Annotated in this window: 15 protein-coding genes; 9 read left to right on the top strand and 6 right to left on the bottom strand. The window is 55.3% G+C overall.

All coding sequences use genetic code 11. From position 1 onward, the window contains the following. The first annotated feature begins 12 nt into the window (after window positions 1-12). Window positions 13-177, top strand: a complete 165-nt coding sequence (locus RMSM_RS43830; protein ID WP_008700267.1) for a SlyX family protein — start codon at window positions 13-15, stop codon at window positions 175-177. A gap of 24 nt (window positions 178-201) precedes the next feature. Here the strand turns inward: RMSM_RS43830 and hemG are convergent, their stop codons facing one another. Next, window positions 202-1,608, bottom strand: coding sequence for a protoporphyrinogen oxidase (gene hemG / locus RMSM_RS20035; RefSeq protein WP_008700265.1), 1,407 nt, complete (start codon window positions 1,606-1,608; stop codon window positions 202-204). Window positions 1,609-1,766: 158 nt separating this feature from the next. Then, window positions 1,767-3,260: a hypothetical protein gene (locus RMSM_RS20030; RefSeq protein WP_008700263.1), complete on the bottom strand. Its 1,494-nt coding sequence runs from the start codon at window positions 3,258-3,260 to the stop codon at window positions 1,767-1,769. A 213-nt stretch (window positions 3,261-3,473) separates the two neighbouring features. Between RMSM_RS20030 and RMSM_RS20025 the strand changes: the two genes are divergently transcribed. The 5 genes from RMSM_RS20025 to RMSM_RS37155 all read left to right on the top strand — a co-directional run bounded on the left by RMSM_RS20025 (window position 3,474) and on the right by RMSM_RS37155 (window position 8,050). Further along, the gene (locus tag RMSM_RS20025) at window positions 3,474-4,445 is read left to right on the top strand and encodes a ferredoxin--NADP reductase (RefSeq protein WP_236622229.1); all 972 of its coding nucleotides are present in this window, start codon (window positions 3,474-3,476) and stop codon (window positions 4,443-4,445) included. A gap of 180 nt (window positions 4,446-4,625) precedes the next feature. Further along, window positions 4,626-5,057 (top strand): sugar phosphate nucleotidyltransferase, encoded by a 432-nt coding sequence (locus RMSM_RS43825; RefSeq protein ID WP_008700259.1) that lies wholly within the window; start codon window positions 4,626-4,628, stop codon window positions 5,055-5,057. Further along, window positions 4,945-5,253 (top strand): sugar phosphate nucleotidyltransferase, encoded by a 309-nt coding sequence (locus RMSM_RS43820; RefSeq protein ID WP_390173204.1) that lies wholly within the window; start codon window positions 4,945-4,947, stop codon window positions 5,251-5,253. Before RMSM_RS43825 ends, RMSM_RS43820 begins: the two co-directional genes overlap by 113 nt. Beyond that, window positions 5,159-5,914 (top strand): sugar phosphate nucleotidyltransferase, encoded by a 756-nt coding sequence (locus tag RMSM_RS43815; RefSeq protein ID WP_236622228.1) that lies wholly within the window; start codon window positions 5,159-5,161, stop codon window positions 5,912-5,914. The genes RMSM_RS43820 and RMSM_RS43815 overlap by 95 nt, the downstream gene beginning before the upstream one ends. A 423-nt stretch (window positions 5,915-6,337) precedes the next feature. Continuing rightward, window positions 6,338-8,050 carry a transglutaminase domain-containing protein gene (locus tag RMSM_RS37155; RefSeq protein ID WP_008700256.1) on the top strand — a complete coding sequence of 571 codons (1,713 nt, stop codon included), beginning with the start codon at window positions 6,338-6,340 and terminating at the stop codon, window positions 8,048-8,050. Window positions 8,051-8,413: 363 nt separating this feature from the next. On the opposite strand, the gene RMSM_RS20010 is transcribed toward RMSM_RS37155, so the two are convergent. Next, window positions 8,414-9,160, bottom strand: coding sequence for a dual specificity protein phosphatase family protein (locus tag RMSM_RS20010; protein WP_008700254.1), 747 nt, complete (start codon window positions 9,158-9,160; stop codon window positions 8,414-8,416). A 29-nt stretch (window positions 9,161-9,189) separates the two neighbouring features. Further along, window positions 9,190-10,095 (bottom strand): helix-turn-helix domain-containing protein, encoded by a 906-nt coding sequence (locus RMSM_RS20005; protein WP_040768392.1) that lies wholly within the window; start codon window positions 10,093-10,095, stop codon window positions 9,190-9,192. Between the two features lie 431 nt (window positions 10,096-10,526). Between RMSM_RS20005 and RMSM_RS19995 the strand changes: the two genes are divergently transcribed. Together RMSM_RS19995 and RMSM_RS19990 are read left to right on the top strand one after the other, a co-directional pair. After that, entirely contained in the window at window positions 10,527-11,669 is a 1,143-nt protein-coding gene (locus RMSM_RS19995; protein ID WP_081614251.1) for a sigma-70 family RNA polymerase sigma factor, read from the top strand. Window positions 11,670-11,777: 108 nt separating this feature from the next. Further along, window positions 11,778-13,196 carry a TIGR01777 family oxidoreductase gene (locus RMSM_RS19990; protein ID WP_008700247.1) on the top strand — a complete coding sequence of 473 codons (1,419 nt, stop codon included), beginning with the start codon at window positions 11,778-11,780 and terminating at the stop codon, window positions 13,194-13,196. 6 nt (window positions 13,197-13,202) lie between these two features. Here RMSM_RS19990 and surE read toward each other — a convergent pair whose 3' ends face one another. Further along, entirely contained in the window at window positions 13,203-13,922 is a 720-nt protein-coding gene (surE, locus tag RMSM_RS19985; protein ID WP_008700245.1) for a 5'/3'-nucleotidase SurE, read from the bottom strand. Next, entirely contained in the window at window positions 13,919-14,986 is a 1,068-nt protein-coding gene (locus tag RMSM_RS19980) for a DegT/DnrJ/EryC1/StrS family aminotransferase (RefSeq protein ID WP_008700243.1), read from the bottom strand. Before RMSM_RS19980 ends, surE begins: the two co-directional genes overlap by 4 nt. Window positions 14,987-15,280: 294 nt before the next feature. Here RMSM_RS19980 and yajC point away from each other — a divergent pair, with 294 nt between their 5' ends. Then, window positions 15,281-15,721, top strand: coding sequence for a preprotein translocase subunit YajC (gene yajC, locus RMSM_RS19975; RefSeq protein WP_160168334.1), 441 nt, complete (start codon window positions 15,281-15,283; stop codon window positions 15,719-15,721). The last annotated feature ends 28 nt before the right edge of the window (window positions 15,722-15,749 follow it).

Genomic DNA, 15,749 nt, shown 5'->3' with positions numbered 1-15,749 from the left:
AAGATCACCCATATGCAGCATGCGTATGACCAATTGAACGAAGTTGTTACTGAGCAGGCGATGCGGCAAGATCGCATGCAAGCCGTGTTAAAGGCGATGAAGGAGAAGATGGACGATCTGAAGGAGAGTAAGGAACCGGCCCAGGACCCACTGGACGAAAAGCCACCCCACTATTGAAAACACTCGGCCGAGATAACTTCGCTAGTCAATTTGATTGGCAAGTTTTTCGGCAGCCGCGATCACGGGAGCGATTCCAACTCCATCCAACGCGTTGCTGATTAAGTGAATTCCGGGGGTGGAGTCGATGGATTCGCGGATTCGCTGTACCCGTTCGACGTGACCGAGCGTGTACTGAGGCATTGCGTTGTTCCAGCGAACGACGCGAGTGACGACTGGGATGCCGCGGAGCCCAATCAGATCTGCCAATTCACTGCGGGCAATGTCGACAAGAGTTTCGTCATCGTTTTCTAATAGTTCCGGTTGCAGCGTGCCGCCGATAAAGACTCGCACGATGACATGATCCTGGGGGGCGCGTCCGGCAAATTTTTCGCTGGCGAAGCTGGCTGCCAAAATTCTGCGCCGTTCGATCGGAGGAACGACAAAGCCGAACATGCGACGTTTTTCGGCAATGTCCTCGCGGCGAACCGCCATCATAACAATCGCAGTTGAAGAGGATTCGATCGAAGCAAGCTCTGCTGCCGCGGCGGGAGCGATGTCTAGTAACAGACGTGAACTGACCCTCGCCGGTGTTGCCAAGACCACATTGTCGTACAGCCCGGAGCCTCCGTCGGTATCCTGGACCAACCATCGGTCATCAAGCCGTTGAATCGACTGAACGCCACATTGCAAATGAACGGTTCCTGCAGGCAGCGATTCGCTAAGTCGTTTAGGAAGTTCGATCATTCCGTCCGGGAAAGCTCGGAATTGCTCGTAGCGAGCACCGGTGCTGTTGCGTTCCACTGAATCTTGTCCCGATCGGCGACGTGCAAATGTAGCCCGTGTCAGCGAGCCGTATTGACGTTCCATCTCGACGAATGGCTTCATCGTTGCGTTCATGCTGAGTTTTTCAACATCGGCCGTGTAGATGCCGGCGACCAAGGGGCCCACGATTCGTTGCAGCACTTCGTTTCCGAGCCGGCGGCGGACAAAACTGGCCACGCTTTCGTCATCGATCTTGGTGCGTTTGGGCACTCGTGCTTCGGCGACCATTCGTAACTTGCCGCGTAGCGATAGCAGCCCCGTGGTCAGTATCGGCAGCATCTTGGTGGCCCGCATCAACACAAAGCCATCCGGCAACGGCTTCAATTTTCCGCGATGAACAATCATGGCGCCACGGCCGGTTTGGTTGGGCAGGATCAAGCGATCTTCGATTCCCAACTGACGACACAGGTTGATCGCCGCCGGCGGGTTCAGCGCGAACATGTCGGCGCCATGATCGAGCACAAAATCATCGATTCGCTCGGTATGAATGACTCCGCCCACGCGGTGAGACGATTCGAGCACCACGAGTTTTCGATCGGGGTTTTTCAGGTGCAGATGGGCGGCGGTGGCGAGTCCTGACAAACCGCCACCGACAATTGCAACGGTTGATTCAGTTTCTTCCGACACGCCTGACAGGATTCCGATCGAGTGTAATTTGCTGGTATCGTCGAGGGCCGACCGCACTAGGCTCTGTCTGAAAAGCGGTTTCTCGCTTCGCAAGAGCGGCCTTTTCCCACGACTGTCGCAAAGCGAAAGGCGAGTTTGAGCGGTTTCTCAGACAAAGCCTAGGGGACGTCCGTGTTGTACTGCATTTCCATTTCTTCGCGATACTCTTCGTCCGTGTAGCCGTCGCTATTGTGTGAGGAGCGAGACGATTTGGCGGGTTGCCATGGGTTGGAGATCTCGGAGGAATTTCCGGCAAGTCCCCCCAGCACCGAAGCAAACGTTTGAGCTTGTTGAAATACAGTTTCCATCGCTTGGTGAAATTCTTCGGCGGTGTTGGCCGAGGAAAGCGTATCGATAGTGGGTTGCAGCATCGATCCCACAGCGGTGATCGCGGGTGAATCCACCAACGACATTAATCCCGAAGCGGCTGCTTTTTCTTTTTTTGACGCCACCGATTCTTTCCAGTTTTCGGAAAGTGACTTAGGAATCCAGTACCCATCGACTCGGACCATATCGAGGATGACCGAACGTCCGTTTTGGGTGACTTTGATTTTCGCATCATTGGATTCCGGTTTAGCTGGCGTCGCGGCATCTGGTTGGACAGGTGAATCGCCGGGAGGTCCTTCTTCACCAGATAACTCGGCGATTTCCATACTCGATTCGGTGCCATAGCCGGATTCCTCACCGTACGGATCGTACTGATTCTGTTGGCTCGCGTCGTACTCTTCAAACGTCGCAGCGGTGGAGGGCAATACACTGTTGATCGCATACAGATGCGGTGCGACGGCGCTGTCACGCTGGACCAGCCAGTCACGTAATTGCATCGAGTCAAGTTTCTCGGTCGTGAGAGCTGCCGGATCCAGAGTCGCACGGATTGCGCCGGCCGCATTCAGCAGCAGTGTGCGCAAGATTTCTCGGGTGTTGGCGTCCAGCATCTTCATACGTGGATGGCTGAAGATCCAATTTTGATGCGTGACGACCAGATCGGCTGCTCGGTAGAGCGGACCCACGGTGGAATCGATGCTTGCGGCGTCCAGTTTTTGGGCACCTGCTTTGACAATTCCATCAAGGTCGGCGCGATATTTGGGGGGCAACGAATCAAAGTAGGCCAACAACAAGTGTCCCGAGGCGGATTGATCTTGAAGATGTTGCAGCGTTTCGATTGCAGTCGCGCCTTTGTCGAGTGGTCGATACTCCGGGGCCGCCGGCGGTTGGGGAAGCGGGGTCGGGGCGGGGGCAGCCGCCTCGGCCGCTTGCGCCTTGAGTTCGCTGACCAATTCGGCGCGATGCGTTTGGATGGTTTCGTTCACTTTGTTGGCATGAATCCGGCTGTCGCTAATCAAATTGATCAAAGGAACCGAAACGCGACGGCCATCGGACATTTTTAAAATCGCATTGCCTTCCCAGATGCCTAAAAGTTCGGCGTCCACGCTGTGGTTGCCTCGCAATGCGGTCCATGTTTCGGCTCGCGTTGGGGTTGGCACCAGCGTCCAAACCGCAAAGATCACCGCCATCGGCAACACCAAGGGCACGCGACGAGCGGGCAGACGTAGGGTGGACACGTAATCCGCGGCAGCACGGATCGCAACAAACAGCAATTGGGGGAATTGCATGGAACGCTCGTCAAATAAAACGACAAAGAAACAGTCAACAAGAACGACGCTACTGAAAAATATTCAGTTTGCGCTGCGATTTGAAGCCAAGTTATCAAGACTCGGCCCATAAATACCTATTATATTAATTTGCAGACGGCTTTAGGTCACGAATCGAGTCGCTAATGCCCATTTAGGGTGATTCCCTTCAGTATTCACGGTGGAGAGTTCGCATTGAGTGAGACGATTGACTCGGGACCCCTGACAGCCGAGCGGATCCGCAGTTTGCAGGAAAAGTATTACAACGCGACCATCATCGAACGTATCGACTCTCACTCGGACCTGAGCCGATTTCGAATTCGTCCCGATACTCCGTTCCCCTCATTCGAACCTGGTCAATATGTCACTTTAGGACTCGGCAACTGGGAACCTCGGCTGGCCGGGACTCAACGCGAAGTGCTGCCGTTTAGCAAGCAATCCAAAGTGGTTCAGCGAGCTTATTCGATCTCGTGCCCGATGCTGGACCCCTTGGGGAATCTGAAGTCGGTCAACTCAGTCGATTATCTCGAGTTTTATGTCACGTTGGTTCGCAAAGCGGACTCACGTGACAAGGGACCTCCTGCGTTGACGCCGCGTTTGTTCCGGCAACAGGTGGGTGACCGATTGATGGTCGGAAAAAAAATCGTCGGGCATTACACGCTTGGCCCCGAGATTCGTCCGGACGAGACGATTCTGCTGCTCGGCACAGGAACGGGCGAGGCACCGCACAATGCGATGGCGACCGAATTGCTGGTGAACAACCATCGCGGGCGGATTGTCAATGTGACCTGCGTTCGCCATCGCAAAGATTTGGCGTATGCCCAACAACACGCCCAACTGATGGATACCTTTGGCAATTATTGTTACTTGGCGGTGACAACCCGGGATCCTGAGAATCTCGATCCACATCATCCTCGCTACGTCGGCAAACAATACATCCAAGAACTGTTCGTGTCGGGACGATTGGCTGAAATGGTCGGCGACCCACTCGATCCGAAGCGGACGCACGTTTTTCTGTGTGGCAATCCTGCGATGATTGGCTACGTGCCGCCGGGAGCCGAGCCGCCGACCAACCCAGGCATGATTCCATTGTTAAAACATGCCGGATTTCAAGACGCTCACGATTATCACGGGCCTGGATCGATTCGTTTTGAGAAGTATTGGTAAACCCGGCGTGAATAACACTTCGCGCCCGCATGAGAGGAGGTTAAAAAAACGGGTTCCCCCCTTTTCTTGCTTCACTCTTCGGATTCCACGAAAATCGTGCGTCAGCGTTGTGCGTTTTGGGGCGACAAGGCACCTGCCACTGAGAAGCTTTTCTTACTTGGATTAACTACGAGATACGTCATGGACCTAAAAAATACGATTGCTTTGATTCTGGGTGGCGGTCGCGGAACTCGCTTGTTTCCGTTGACGAAAATCCGCGCTAAACCCGCCGTTCCGTTGGCCGCCAAATACCGCTTGATCGACATTCCGATCAGCAACTGTATCAACAGCGGACTGAATCGCGTGTACGTGTTGACTCAGTTTCTATCGGAAAGCTTGCATCGCCACCTGCGGCAAACGTACCACTTTGATCACTTCAGCGGCGGTTTTGTCGAACTGCTTGCCGCGCAGCAAACCGTCGACGAGTCGACCGATTGGTACCAAGGCACTGCCGGACGCGGTGCGAAAAAACCTCGTCCATCTACAAGAGGACTGGATCGAACACGTGCTGATCCTGTCGGGGGACCAACTGTATCGTATGGACTTTCGCGATATGTTGCGGACCCACATTGAATCGGGCGCGGATGCCACGATCGCGGGGATCCCGGTTTCGCGAGACGACGCGTCGTCGCTGGGAATCATGCAGGTCAATGACTCGGGCCGAGTGACCGGGTTTGTCGAAAAGCCTCAAAACCGAAGAAGAACTGGCGACAGTACGTATGGATCCCGCTTGGATCGATGCCCGAGGCGTCGAGAGCCACGGACGTGATTGTTTGGCCAGCATGGGGCTTTACATTTTCAATAAGTCCGTGATGGTGGATCTGCTGAACACATCGTCGCACGAAGACTTTGGTAAAGGAATTTTCCCGCAGTCGCTGCAATCGCACAAAGTTCAAGTGCATCTGTTTGACGGCTATTGGGAAGACATCGGAACGATTCGTGCCTTCTACGAAGCCAACTTGTCGCTGGCGGGCAAAGCACCTCCGTTTGAACTTCGTGATCCCAATGCGCCGATCTACAGCCGGCCTCGTTTTCTGCCTCCGACGATCATGGGGGATGCGCATATTGAGTCAAGTTTGATCGCGGATGGTTGTCGCATTGGTGATAACGTCACGATCAAAAACAGTGTCATTGGGTTGCGGACCGTGATCGGCGACAACGTCACGATCAAGGACTCGGTCGTCATGGGAGCCGACGATATCGAATGCGAAAAAACCGAACTTCCTGCGGGCGTGCTGCCGATGGGAATCGGCAACGGTAGCGTGATCGAGGGGACCATTTTGGACAAGAATTGCCGCATCGGCGAAAATGTGAAGATCACCAACCAAGCCGGGGTTGAGCATCAAGGCGAAGACGAGGCGTTGCAAATCCGTGACGGTATCTCGATTGTGATCAAGGAAGGCCAGATCGAATCGGGACACCAAAGCTGAGGCAGTTGGGGCGAGTTTGCAGCAGAGGCTCAATGCTCGCTCGATTGTATGTCAACTCGTCCGCAAGTTTGTTGATTTTCCAAAGGGTTCGCCGTGGCATACGGTGAACTCTTTTTTTATGGACTCGCCGAAAACACTTAGACTCGCCGAAAACAATGGGGCGGGGCGATCAGAAGGTGTGACAAAGGCAAAGCTTGCGTGCGGGAAATCCGTCTTGGACAATCTCGATTGAACCTGTGCCGCCGCCAATGGTCTCCGCAGCACGTGAAGACACATCTTGAACCCGTGCTGTTTGATCTCCAGTGCATCGTAACTTAGACTGGTGTTCCGGAGCCATCGAATGGCGCCGCTCGAAAGTCGCCGCATGACGCGACTGAGTGTTGGCAGGGACAATCTGTTTATCAGGTTCACTTGAGGTAACAAATGAGACGGATCGCGACGGCGGCATTCCTGTTGGTAAGTGTGGTGTGGGGATATGCCGAGGCACAGGATCGTGAGGGTGAAGACCCGACGGAGTTCACGCCTGCGCAGAAATCGGCACTGGCTTCACTGCCTCGCAACAAGGGTGCGGCGAATCCTCAGCTTGAAATGGTCCGAGAAGAATCCCAGCGGATTGTTGGCACTTTAAAAGGCTCGTTGACCACACCGTCGATGGCGGTCAATACGTGGGTCGTGGTCGTACCGCAAGTACCAAGTTTTGACGGGCAGCAAGTTATCGATCAAGCGACCAGTCTGGATGCGGAGGAGATCGTCGATCAGTCGCCAGAGAAGCGTCCACTGCTTCGGTCGAAAGTCAAAGTCGCTGCGCCGGAGACGCCCTCAACGTCCTCGTATGAGTCCGCGATCACGGTCCAGCTCTATTCGCGAAAGCTGAAACGTCGCAGTCAACGACATTCGGACGTGCAAGACCTGTTGCCATCGGAGCGTGATCGTTATCTGGTTCCTGACCGATACTTTGACTACGAATCCGAAGCATTCAGAGCGTGGAAAGAACAGCATGGTTTTGTTCGCGAAAAACGGGAAAGCGAATTTGCGTTTGCTCACCGCGTCTTTCAAACCATCACCACTGACTATTCCTATCAATACGAGTTCCGCCAGGAGCGGACGGCGACGAATCTTTGCCAGCTCAACGAAACCGATTGCGGTGGATTGTCGATTCTATTCACCACGGTGATGCGTAGCGAAGCGATTCCGGCGCGAACGCTTGTCGGGAGGTGGGCAAAATCGGCCAGCCGAGCATCAAAACGCGGAGGCGATCGTGACGATGCTTTCCATGTGATCGCGGAATTTTTTGCGAAAGACATTGGCTGGATCCCTGTCGACGCCGCTTCGGCGGTGCTGCACGACAACACGCCCACGAAGACCAAGTACTTCGGTATCCAAGCTGGCAATTTTGTGACCTTTCACTTTGACCAGGAAGTGCTCATCGACACCGATCTTTGGGGCGTCAAACCAATGGGCTTCGTGCAGATGCCAAAGTATTGGTTTCGCGGCAAAGGGGCGTTCGACGACATCGTGTTCAAGCACGACTGGATCGTGGAAAAGGTCAGTGCGAAGCCCGATGATGCGTCACTTGCGAATTCCAAGATTCAGTCCAGCGGGAAGAGTGTTGGCAAACCCAGCGGAGAGCAACCCAACTATGTATTCCTGCCCTTGGTGCATCTGAGGCAGGGCGAGCGGCTTTGTGCTCCTACGAGCGCGTCGATTGTGCTGCTGCGATACGGAATGCAGGTGCCGCCGCAACAGATCAAACAACTTGCAAACTCCGTTACGACGAAACCCGAATTTTCCGGTACGTACTTCAAAGACTTGGTGGATGGTCTAGAGAAAATGGGGGTCGTTTGGACCCGGCAACATTTTGCGACGGACGCCGACGGTTTCGCTGCTGGCATGGCCGTCATTGAAAAGTCGCTTCGCGAAGGCCGCCCGGTGATCGTCGACACCTACGTGCCGCCGGGCGGGCACACGGTGGTCATCAACGGATTTGATCCTAATCGCAAGCTGATTTCGATCGTCGATCCGCTGATGGCCGCGCCCGGTCTCCGCAGCATCACCTACGCAGAGTTCGAACGGAGTTGGCGATCTGTCATCAGTGACGTGCGAGGCTGTATTCTCACCGCACCTAAATCGTTTTAAAGCAGGTAGACAGGAATCATTGGGTGAAATTCCGTTAGCCGTGTGGCCGCTAGCCCCGGTTGAAAGTTGCAACCGTGGCTAGCGGCCTGTTGATTTAATCGAAATGCAAATCGCATCGGTGAGCCGAGGGCCGTAAGGCACCGGGTAATGCGTGGAACCCGGCCGCTGACGCGCGAGCGGCTCACTAAATCAACACGCCGCCTAGCGCCAAAGCGGCTGATATACGGAAAGACTCTTGCCTGGCAGCTTAAATCAAAGGCATTGCCCGCTGCCTACGCGGTGCCGTTTGTAGCCTTCAGGGGGTCGTTTGATGGCTTGGTTCCATCACTGGTGCATCCCCAAGATCAACCCTCATTCTCGTGCTCACGACGATGACGTGCCCCAGCGTTCGGCAAATTGTTGAACGACCGGTCGCTGGCCCAATCGCGGATTGATATGAGGACGCGCCACCAACAGCGTCGCTTGTGCATCGCTGATCGATAGCCCTCGGTGTTTGATCAACCAGCAAATCGCCACCGTGGCACTTCGGGCGCGTCCAGCTTTGCAGTGGATATAGACTTTGCCCTGATCTTCCACGTGCTGCTGCACAAACTCAACAGCCCTGCAAACATCCTCGAACAACGGATGCGTAAAATCGGTTGTCGGCATATGGAGTTGTTCGATGCCAAAGGTTTTATAGGCTTTCAACGGGCCTGGATACTCTTCGCACGTGTTGACGACCGCACGAACCCCTTCGGCGGAAAGCCCTGGAACATCGCGAGCAAACGGGTAAGCCCCGACAATTACGCTAGGGTCGATGTAGTCCCACCAGCGACGCACTCTCAGGATTCGCCCCAGAGTGAAGTTCCATGCCAACGTGGGGTAAAATACCGAGCGTGCATACAGCCGTTGACGCATTGATGCGGCAATGCGAGCCGCAGGTGTTTCGCTAAGATCCAATCCGCTCTCGTCTATGGCGCGCGTGGGCAAGGCAACACTGCGAGGCAGTGGCGTCGCAGTCCTTTCCGCTTGCTGTCGTTGCGTTTCCGCAGGATCGCTATCAGATCCGGGGTCCGCCGACTCTTGGCCAGAGGGATCAGGGGCAGGGGACCTTTCGCTGTCACTTGGCATTGCGTTTACTCGGCATCGCATTGAGATGGTTAACGTCGCAGGCTTAATTGCATCATCGCGACTAATTCGACGAATTGACGCAAATTATCGCAATGAGCGGTGTAGCGTAACCGTGGTCGAATCTCATCGCAAAGCGCTCGGCCGCCCACCAGCAGCGGGATATGCTCGCCGAGATCGGCCGCCAATTTGGTTTCTTCGGCGATAAACGCCGTCGCGTCGGCCATCGCCGAAACGCTCAGCCAGACCATGTCGGAATGATAGTCGTGAGCCGCCTGGGCAAAGCTTTGTAGTGGTAAGTGGTTTCCCAGACACACGGAATTCCATCCGCGTTCGCGGAGCGCCAATTGAACCAACATCATCGGCAACTGATAGTGATCGCCTTCGGGGGCCCCTCCCACGGCGGTCAACGCTGTTGATTTGGGTGGCGGCAAGGTCGCAGTCAATTCGCTGATCAGCCGGTGGGCGATGCCACAGGCGCGGCGCTCTTGGTAGACGTCCAATTCGTTGCTGCACCATGCATCGCCGAGTCCGTGCATCGCGTCGGCGATCAACCATTCGGCAATTTCAGCACAGGTTTGCCCCTGGTCTTTGCGGCGAGACGCGATCCGGGCATGAAGGATTTGCCGACAGGTTGGTTCGTCGCCGACCGCTATGGCGTTGCGGAATTGCCGCTGGTCCGCAGTGTCGGCTCCGGAAATCTCTGATTTTCGACATGACGACAACGCGGGTAGCCCGAGCACATCGGGATTGACCAGGGCACGATCCGCTTGGCTGAGAAAGGCCTGCAGCCCGTCCAGTGCGATTCGCCGATGGCCGCCGACCGTCCGTATCGTGTTAATGGTGCCGCGATCGCACCAACGTTTGACGGACGATTCGCTGACTTGCAGTGCATCGGCGATTTGTTTGGGCGAGTAGTGAGGTTGGCGAGCAGCCACGGGATCGTTTCCAAGAGGGGGGATCATTAAATGGCAGGCAGCGGACGAGATCGATCGGAAAACGTCCACGCTGAATTGGTTTTGAACGTTTCGGACGTTTTTCGATCTGATTCCCGATCGCCAGTGATTGTAGGGTCAAGGCAAAAGTCGCCTACGGCTTGGCAAGGTGTAATGAGACAAAAAACGTTGTTTTTGCTGTTTGTTTGTGGCGACTGGTGAATTTGCCGCATTTCAGGGCGTTTTTTTTGTTGTTTGGGGATGGCTGTATCGGTTTAACGAATTGAACGTTTTGTGCGCTCAAAACGTTCTTATGATCGGCGAGGCTGTTTGGTCTGTACTTTGCGTTAAGTGCCTCGACCTCGCCCGGACAGCTCGCTCGCGAGTTCTTCACGGTCACCAAATTCAACAACATCCCAACCCCTGTGATTTTCATGACTGCTTCGATTTCGATCTCAAGCGGGCCTGCGGCTTCCGAACTTGCGTTAACAAGACGTCCTTCCGAACGACATTCGTCTCGTGAATCGAATGGACACCAAGTATCCGGCGTGGCTCGCGACGTCGATGAACCCGCGGTGATACCGGCACGAGCGGGAAGCTGGATACGTTCGGCCGAATTGACCGCGGCGACGGCAGCGATCGAGCCATACCTGACTGACTACGACTCAATGGAAAAGGACGAACTGGTCCGCCGCACCAAGCTTCAGCTTCGCCACGAGATCAGCTTCATTGCCAATAAAGAGTTCGCTGACTCGAGGCGGGGCGAGATCGTCTTTGCGTCTTCTTTGGACCTTGCCGAGCCTAGCCCCGCGTCGGGTGCCCGGATTGTTTCTCGTAGCGGCGCCGATTTGCCGATTCACCTCGGCCGCTTGTGTGAGGCGCCGTTGTTGAAACCCGAGCAAGAGGTGATGCTGTTTCAACGGATGAATTTTCTGCTTCATCAGGCGACGGTGCATCGCCGACTGCTGAATCCCAAGCGTCCCTCGCGCGCTCGTTTGGCGTTGATTGATCGGTTCATTGCTTTGGCACATTGGCACCGCGATCGAATTGTCGAAGCCAATTTGCGACTCGTATTTTCGATCGTCAAAAAATTTGTCAACGGAAACAATCCATTTGACGAACTGCTCAGCGATGGGATTGTGGCTTTGATTCGAGCGGTCGAGAAGTTCGATTACGATCGTGGCTTTCGCTTCAGCACCTATGCGACCCAGGTGGTGCGACGCAATGCATACCGCACGGTGGTGTTGAACCAACAGGAACGCCAAAAGGTTATGGGCGGGTTGCAGGACATGAATTTGGATTTGACGGATGAGGGATCGGAATCGTCGATCAGCGAAACACGTTGGCACGAGTTGCGTCGGCGGTTGGCTGAAATGATGGACGAGCTTGATCGCCGAGAGAAACTGATCATTCGGTCTCGATTCTCGTTGGGGCCTCACCGCAAAGTTCGAACGCTTCAGGCATTGGCCGATCGTCTTGGGATCAGCAAAGAACGCGTCCGTCAACTTGAGAGCCGAGCGATGGAGAAGCTGCGATTGATGGCGAACGAGGTGAGTTTGGCTGAACTTGAAGGTTAGTTAGGCCCCCAAGGCATCGCCGCGACGTTACGATGAGGCGATGACCAAGGTGGTGCAAGGCGGCCGCCGGAATACATGTGTTGCCCCCTAAGAGAAGCATCAACGTTCATGGGCTCAAAGAATCATTACCGCGCTACCACTTCGCTTCCCGTCTCGGCTGCGAATGCATTTGCCTATCACGAACGTCCCGGTGCGTTGCAGCGTTTGACTCCACCGTGGGAGAGTGTCGCTGTGGAATCGAGCGACCCGGGTCTCGATGTTGGCAACCAAGTGGTGTTAAAGACAAGTTTGGCCGGAGTGCCGCTTCGCTGGGTCGCCCGACACACCGAGTACAACCCGCCTCTTCATTTTGCGGATACCCAGGTCTCCGGTCCATTCGCCAGTTGGAACCATCATCACGAATTCCGAGAACGTGTGGGGGATCCATCTGAAGCCGGATCGTCGCTTACCGATTCGATCGAATATGAATTGCCCGCTGGCGCAATAGGTCGTTTTTTCGGCAGTTCAATCGCGAGACGGAAAATTGAATCCATGTTCGCCTACCGTCATCGCATTACCGCGGACGATCTGCAACTCGTCGCCCGTTATCCTTCGGAACCACTTCGCTTCGCGATCTCGGGTTCGAGCGGGTTAGTGGGATCAAGTCTGACACGTCTGCTGACATTGCTGGGGCACCAAGCCACTCCGATCGTGCGATCCAAGCAAGATTCAAGCCACGATGAACAAGGTCGTTCGATTGCCGCATGGGATGATGCCGACGAGGCAAAAAAGTTCGGGGACGTCGATGTTGTCGTGCATTTGGCCGGTAAATCGATTGCCGGTGGCCGCTGGAGCGAGCAGGTCAAGCAGCAGATTCGCGATAGCCGTGTTGTCAAAACTCGCCAGCTTTGTGAGTCGCTCGCCTCGCTCGAGCGAAAGCCCAAAGTACTTGTCTGTGCCTCGGCAACGGGGATCTACGGTGACCGTGGCGACACGGTGCTTGACGAGTCCTCGGACGCCGGTGATGACTTTCTTGCCGATGTTGCGCGTCAGTGGGAGGCTGCTTGCCAGCCTGCGATTGATGCCGGGATTCGGGTCGTCAACGCCCGATTTGGATTGGTCCTATCCGTCGCAGGAGGCGCCCTCGAAAAGATGGTGTTGCCAGCCAAGATGATGGGAGGCAAACTCGGTAGCGGAAAACAGTGGTGGAGCTGGATTGCGCTGGATGACGTGTTGGGGGCAATCTACCACTGCGTGCAACGCAACGATGTTTCCGGGCCAGTGAATTTTGTCTCGCCCGAGCCGATCACGAATGCAGATTTCACCGACGTGTTGGGACGCGTTTTAAACCGACCGCCGCTTTTTCCGGCGCCTGCGTTTGGGCTGCGATTAGTGCTTGGCGAAATGGCGGACGCGTTGCTGTTGTCTAGCACCCGAGTCGTCCCGGGCGTTTTGCAGCAGTCAGGTTACTCGTTCCGATTCACGGATCTCGAGGCCACACTGCGTTATTCGCTTGGGTATGCTCGGCTGCAATCCGAAACGTTGTAGATCACGCTATCCCAGATGGCGATCCAGCCGGATGTCCGAGAGCGTGATTGCGCCGCCAAAGCATTGTTCAACATCCAGTCCCGGTTTACGCGGTCGCGAGTGGAAATCACTTTCGAAATGGATCTCCGATTGGCGATGATGTGCTGTCCGTATCATCGGTTCCCAGTCGACATCACATCGCACCCGTGGCGGTTGTTCGATTTCCGGATCGATGGCGGGTAGGTTCAGGTTCCACAGAAGCGGCGAATCTTGTTGTTCACTTGCAGTGTGCAAAAACTCTTTGATCGTTTCTTTGGTCCACCGCGGAACGTGAGCCCACGTTCTCTCGATATCGGGACGGCGATAATGCGACAAAGCAAGTGCCGGGACACCCGAGATGGCAGCTTCGCGAGCAGCGGCAAACGTTCCGCTGACGTGCAGGTCGACACCCAAGTTGGCTCCGGCATTGACTCCTGAGAGCACCGCGTCGGCTCCTTTGGCTAGCACGCCGAGCCCGGCACGTACGCAATCCACGGGCGTACCGTCAATCTGGAACCAATCAGGGCGAACGGATTTGACCGCCAATGGACGTCCTGTTGTCACGCTGTGTCCACACTCGCTGCGACCGCGATCCGGTGCGACGACAATGACGTTGACGTTGTCGCCCAGGGCATGGAACACCGATTCAACCAACGCAGTCAAACCGGGGGCATCGATCCCGTCATCATTGGTGATCAGTAATTTCATGACATTCCTATTAGCTGGCAGAGTTCTAGAACGTCCGCTTCGTCGATGAGCAGAGCACGATGATCGAGCACGCAGATTTCATTTGCAAGTGCTTCGGATCGATCTAGCGAGACCGGTTTGCGGCAGCGCCGCTCGCTTGACCGCGCCATCGAGCGAAATCCATGGCCGATCGGCACGTTGTGTTCCGCCGCGGTGGCGACGACTTGATTGCGGATCGCGGGCGAGGCGGCACGAAGTGCGAGCTTGTAGTAGGCCGGGTCGACGCCATCGCGAGTTTCGGCCAGGCACTGCAGTGGCGAGTCCATTCGTAACAGTTGCTGTTGGATTTGCCAGGCGATGCGATTTCGATGAGCGTTGTGGTTTTCCAGTTCCGCCAATTGAGGAACCAGCACGCTTGCTTGCAATGCACTTAGTGGAAACGCCTCGCTGGGGCGATCGAGCAGTCCCGCAATCCGGGCCGCCAATCGCCCATCGTCAGTTAAAATGGCGCCGCCATTTCCTGACGACAATGGTTTGCTGCCGCCAAAGCTAAGCGTTGCCAAGTGGCCAAACGAACCCGCAGGTTTGCCGCTCACCCTCATTCCGGGGGCTTGGCAGGCGTCTTCGATCAGCACCCAGCCTTGTTGGTCACACAAATCCCGTAGCGACGCAATGTCGCAGGCATGCCCGTACAGATGGGATGCGATCACGGCACGAACCTGTTTATTGGCGGCGGCGGAAACCGAATCAACGTCCGGCCCAAAATTTTCGCTGGCCACATCGACCAGCACTGGCTTGGCGCCCAGCAGCTCAATGCAGCGAAAATTACCTGGGTAATCAAACGCCGACACGATCACCTCGTCGCCCGTCGTAACCCCAGCTGCGCGTAGAGAGATTTCAATCGCTGCGGTCCCACTGCAGCACAGTCGCACGTGATCTGTCTCGAAAAACGACTCTAACGCGGTAATTAGCGTGTTTTTTGTCTGGCTCTGGTAGCGCCCCCAATCGGCTGATTCGATACACCGCGACACGGCCATGGCAATCTCGGGGGTTTGGCGAGGCCAAGGGGGAATCGTCAGTGGCATGGGTGTAGCGTGTCTGGGCAAGATGGGGGTCACGGCTGGGGCAACCGTTTTGACAGGCCGATTCGCAAGTCCGCTCTGCTCCGCTGGGGCGAAGACTGTGGTGGCGGCGACGTCACGGGCTCAGGAAGATACGTGTCCGTCACGTAATAACCGCCGTGCTGGGCTTGTGACGTTTTTTTCGCTTCCATATCATGCCGCATTCGCTGACCCAGCCCTAGTGGAGGCTGCGCGGCTCTACTGAGACTCTTTTCAGTAGGGTTACATGATACCGCTGACTGCGTAAAGGACGTGTTTTTGTTTGCTGAATTCTACCCGGAGATTGCTTCGATCGCATCCGAATTGATTGTTTCGACGGTGGCCGTTTTGGCCCAAGATGCGGCTGCGCCCGAAGAATTGAATTGGTTTCAGCAATTATTTAACAATCCTTTTCTGCCGTTTGTGATCCTCTTTTTCCTGGCATTCCAGATCTTTATCGCTCCGGAACGCCGTCGAAAAGCAGATGAGGCCAAGATGCTGTCCACCTTGAAGAAGAATGATCGCGTTGTCACCGCTGGCGGCATTCACGGAACGGTGGTTTCGACCTCGTCCGAGACGAATACGCTGACGTTGCGAATCGACGACAACAATAACACTCGGATCAAAGTCAATTTCACGGCAATTGCTCGTGTGATCGACCCAAACAAAGAGAATAAGGGATCGGATCACAAGGATGCCGATTCCAAAACGAAGAGCTAGAACCTAATTTACTTCTGCGATAGCTCAC

The organism is Rhodopirellula maiorica SM1 (assembly GCF_000346295.1).
Lineage (GTDB): Bacteria > Planctomycetota > Planctomycetia > Pirellulales > Pirellulaceae > Novipirellula > Novipirellula maiorica.
Note: the sequence above shows the minus strand (reverse complement) of the source record. Positions and strands in the feature narration are given on the sequence as shown.

Coding starts and splice junctions, on each gene's coding strand:
- RMSM_RS19980 (WP_008700243.1), bottom strand. CDS start 14,986: ATGCCACTGACGATTCCCCCTTGGCCTCGCCAAACCCCCGAGATTGCC.
- RMSM_RS37155 (WP_008700256.1), top strand. CDS start 6,338: ATGAGACGGATCGCGACGGCGGCATTCCTGTTGGTAAGTGTGGTGTGG.
- RMSM_RS20010 (WP_008700254.1), bottom strand. CDS start 9,160: ATGCCAAGTGACAGCGAAAGGTCCCCTGCCCCTGATCCCTCTGGCCAA.
- RMSM_RS20030 (WP_008700263.1), bottom strand. CDS start 3,260: ATGCAATTCCCCCAATTGCTGTTTGTTGCGATCCGTGCTGCCGCGGAT.
- RMSM_RS43830 (WP_008700267.1), top strand. CDS start 13: ATGCAGCATGCGTATGACCAATTGAACGAAGTTGTTACTGAGCAGGCG.
- RMSM_RS19995 (WP_081614251.1), top strand. CDS start 10,527: ATGACTGCTTCGATTTCGATCTCAAGCGGGCCTGCGGCTTCCGAACTT.
- surE (WP_008700245.1), bottom strand. CDS start 13,922: ATGAAATTACTGATCACCAATGATGACGGGATCGATGCCCCCGGTTTG.
- RMSM_RS19990 (WP_008700247.1), top strand. CDS start 11,778: ATGGGCTCAAAGAATCATTACCGCGCTACCACTTCGCTTCCCGTCTCG.
- RMSM_RS43825 (WP_008700259.1), top strand. CDS start 4,626: ATGGACCTAAAAAATACGATTGCTTTGATTCTGGGTGGCGGTCGCGGA.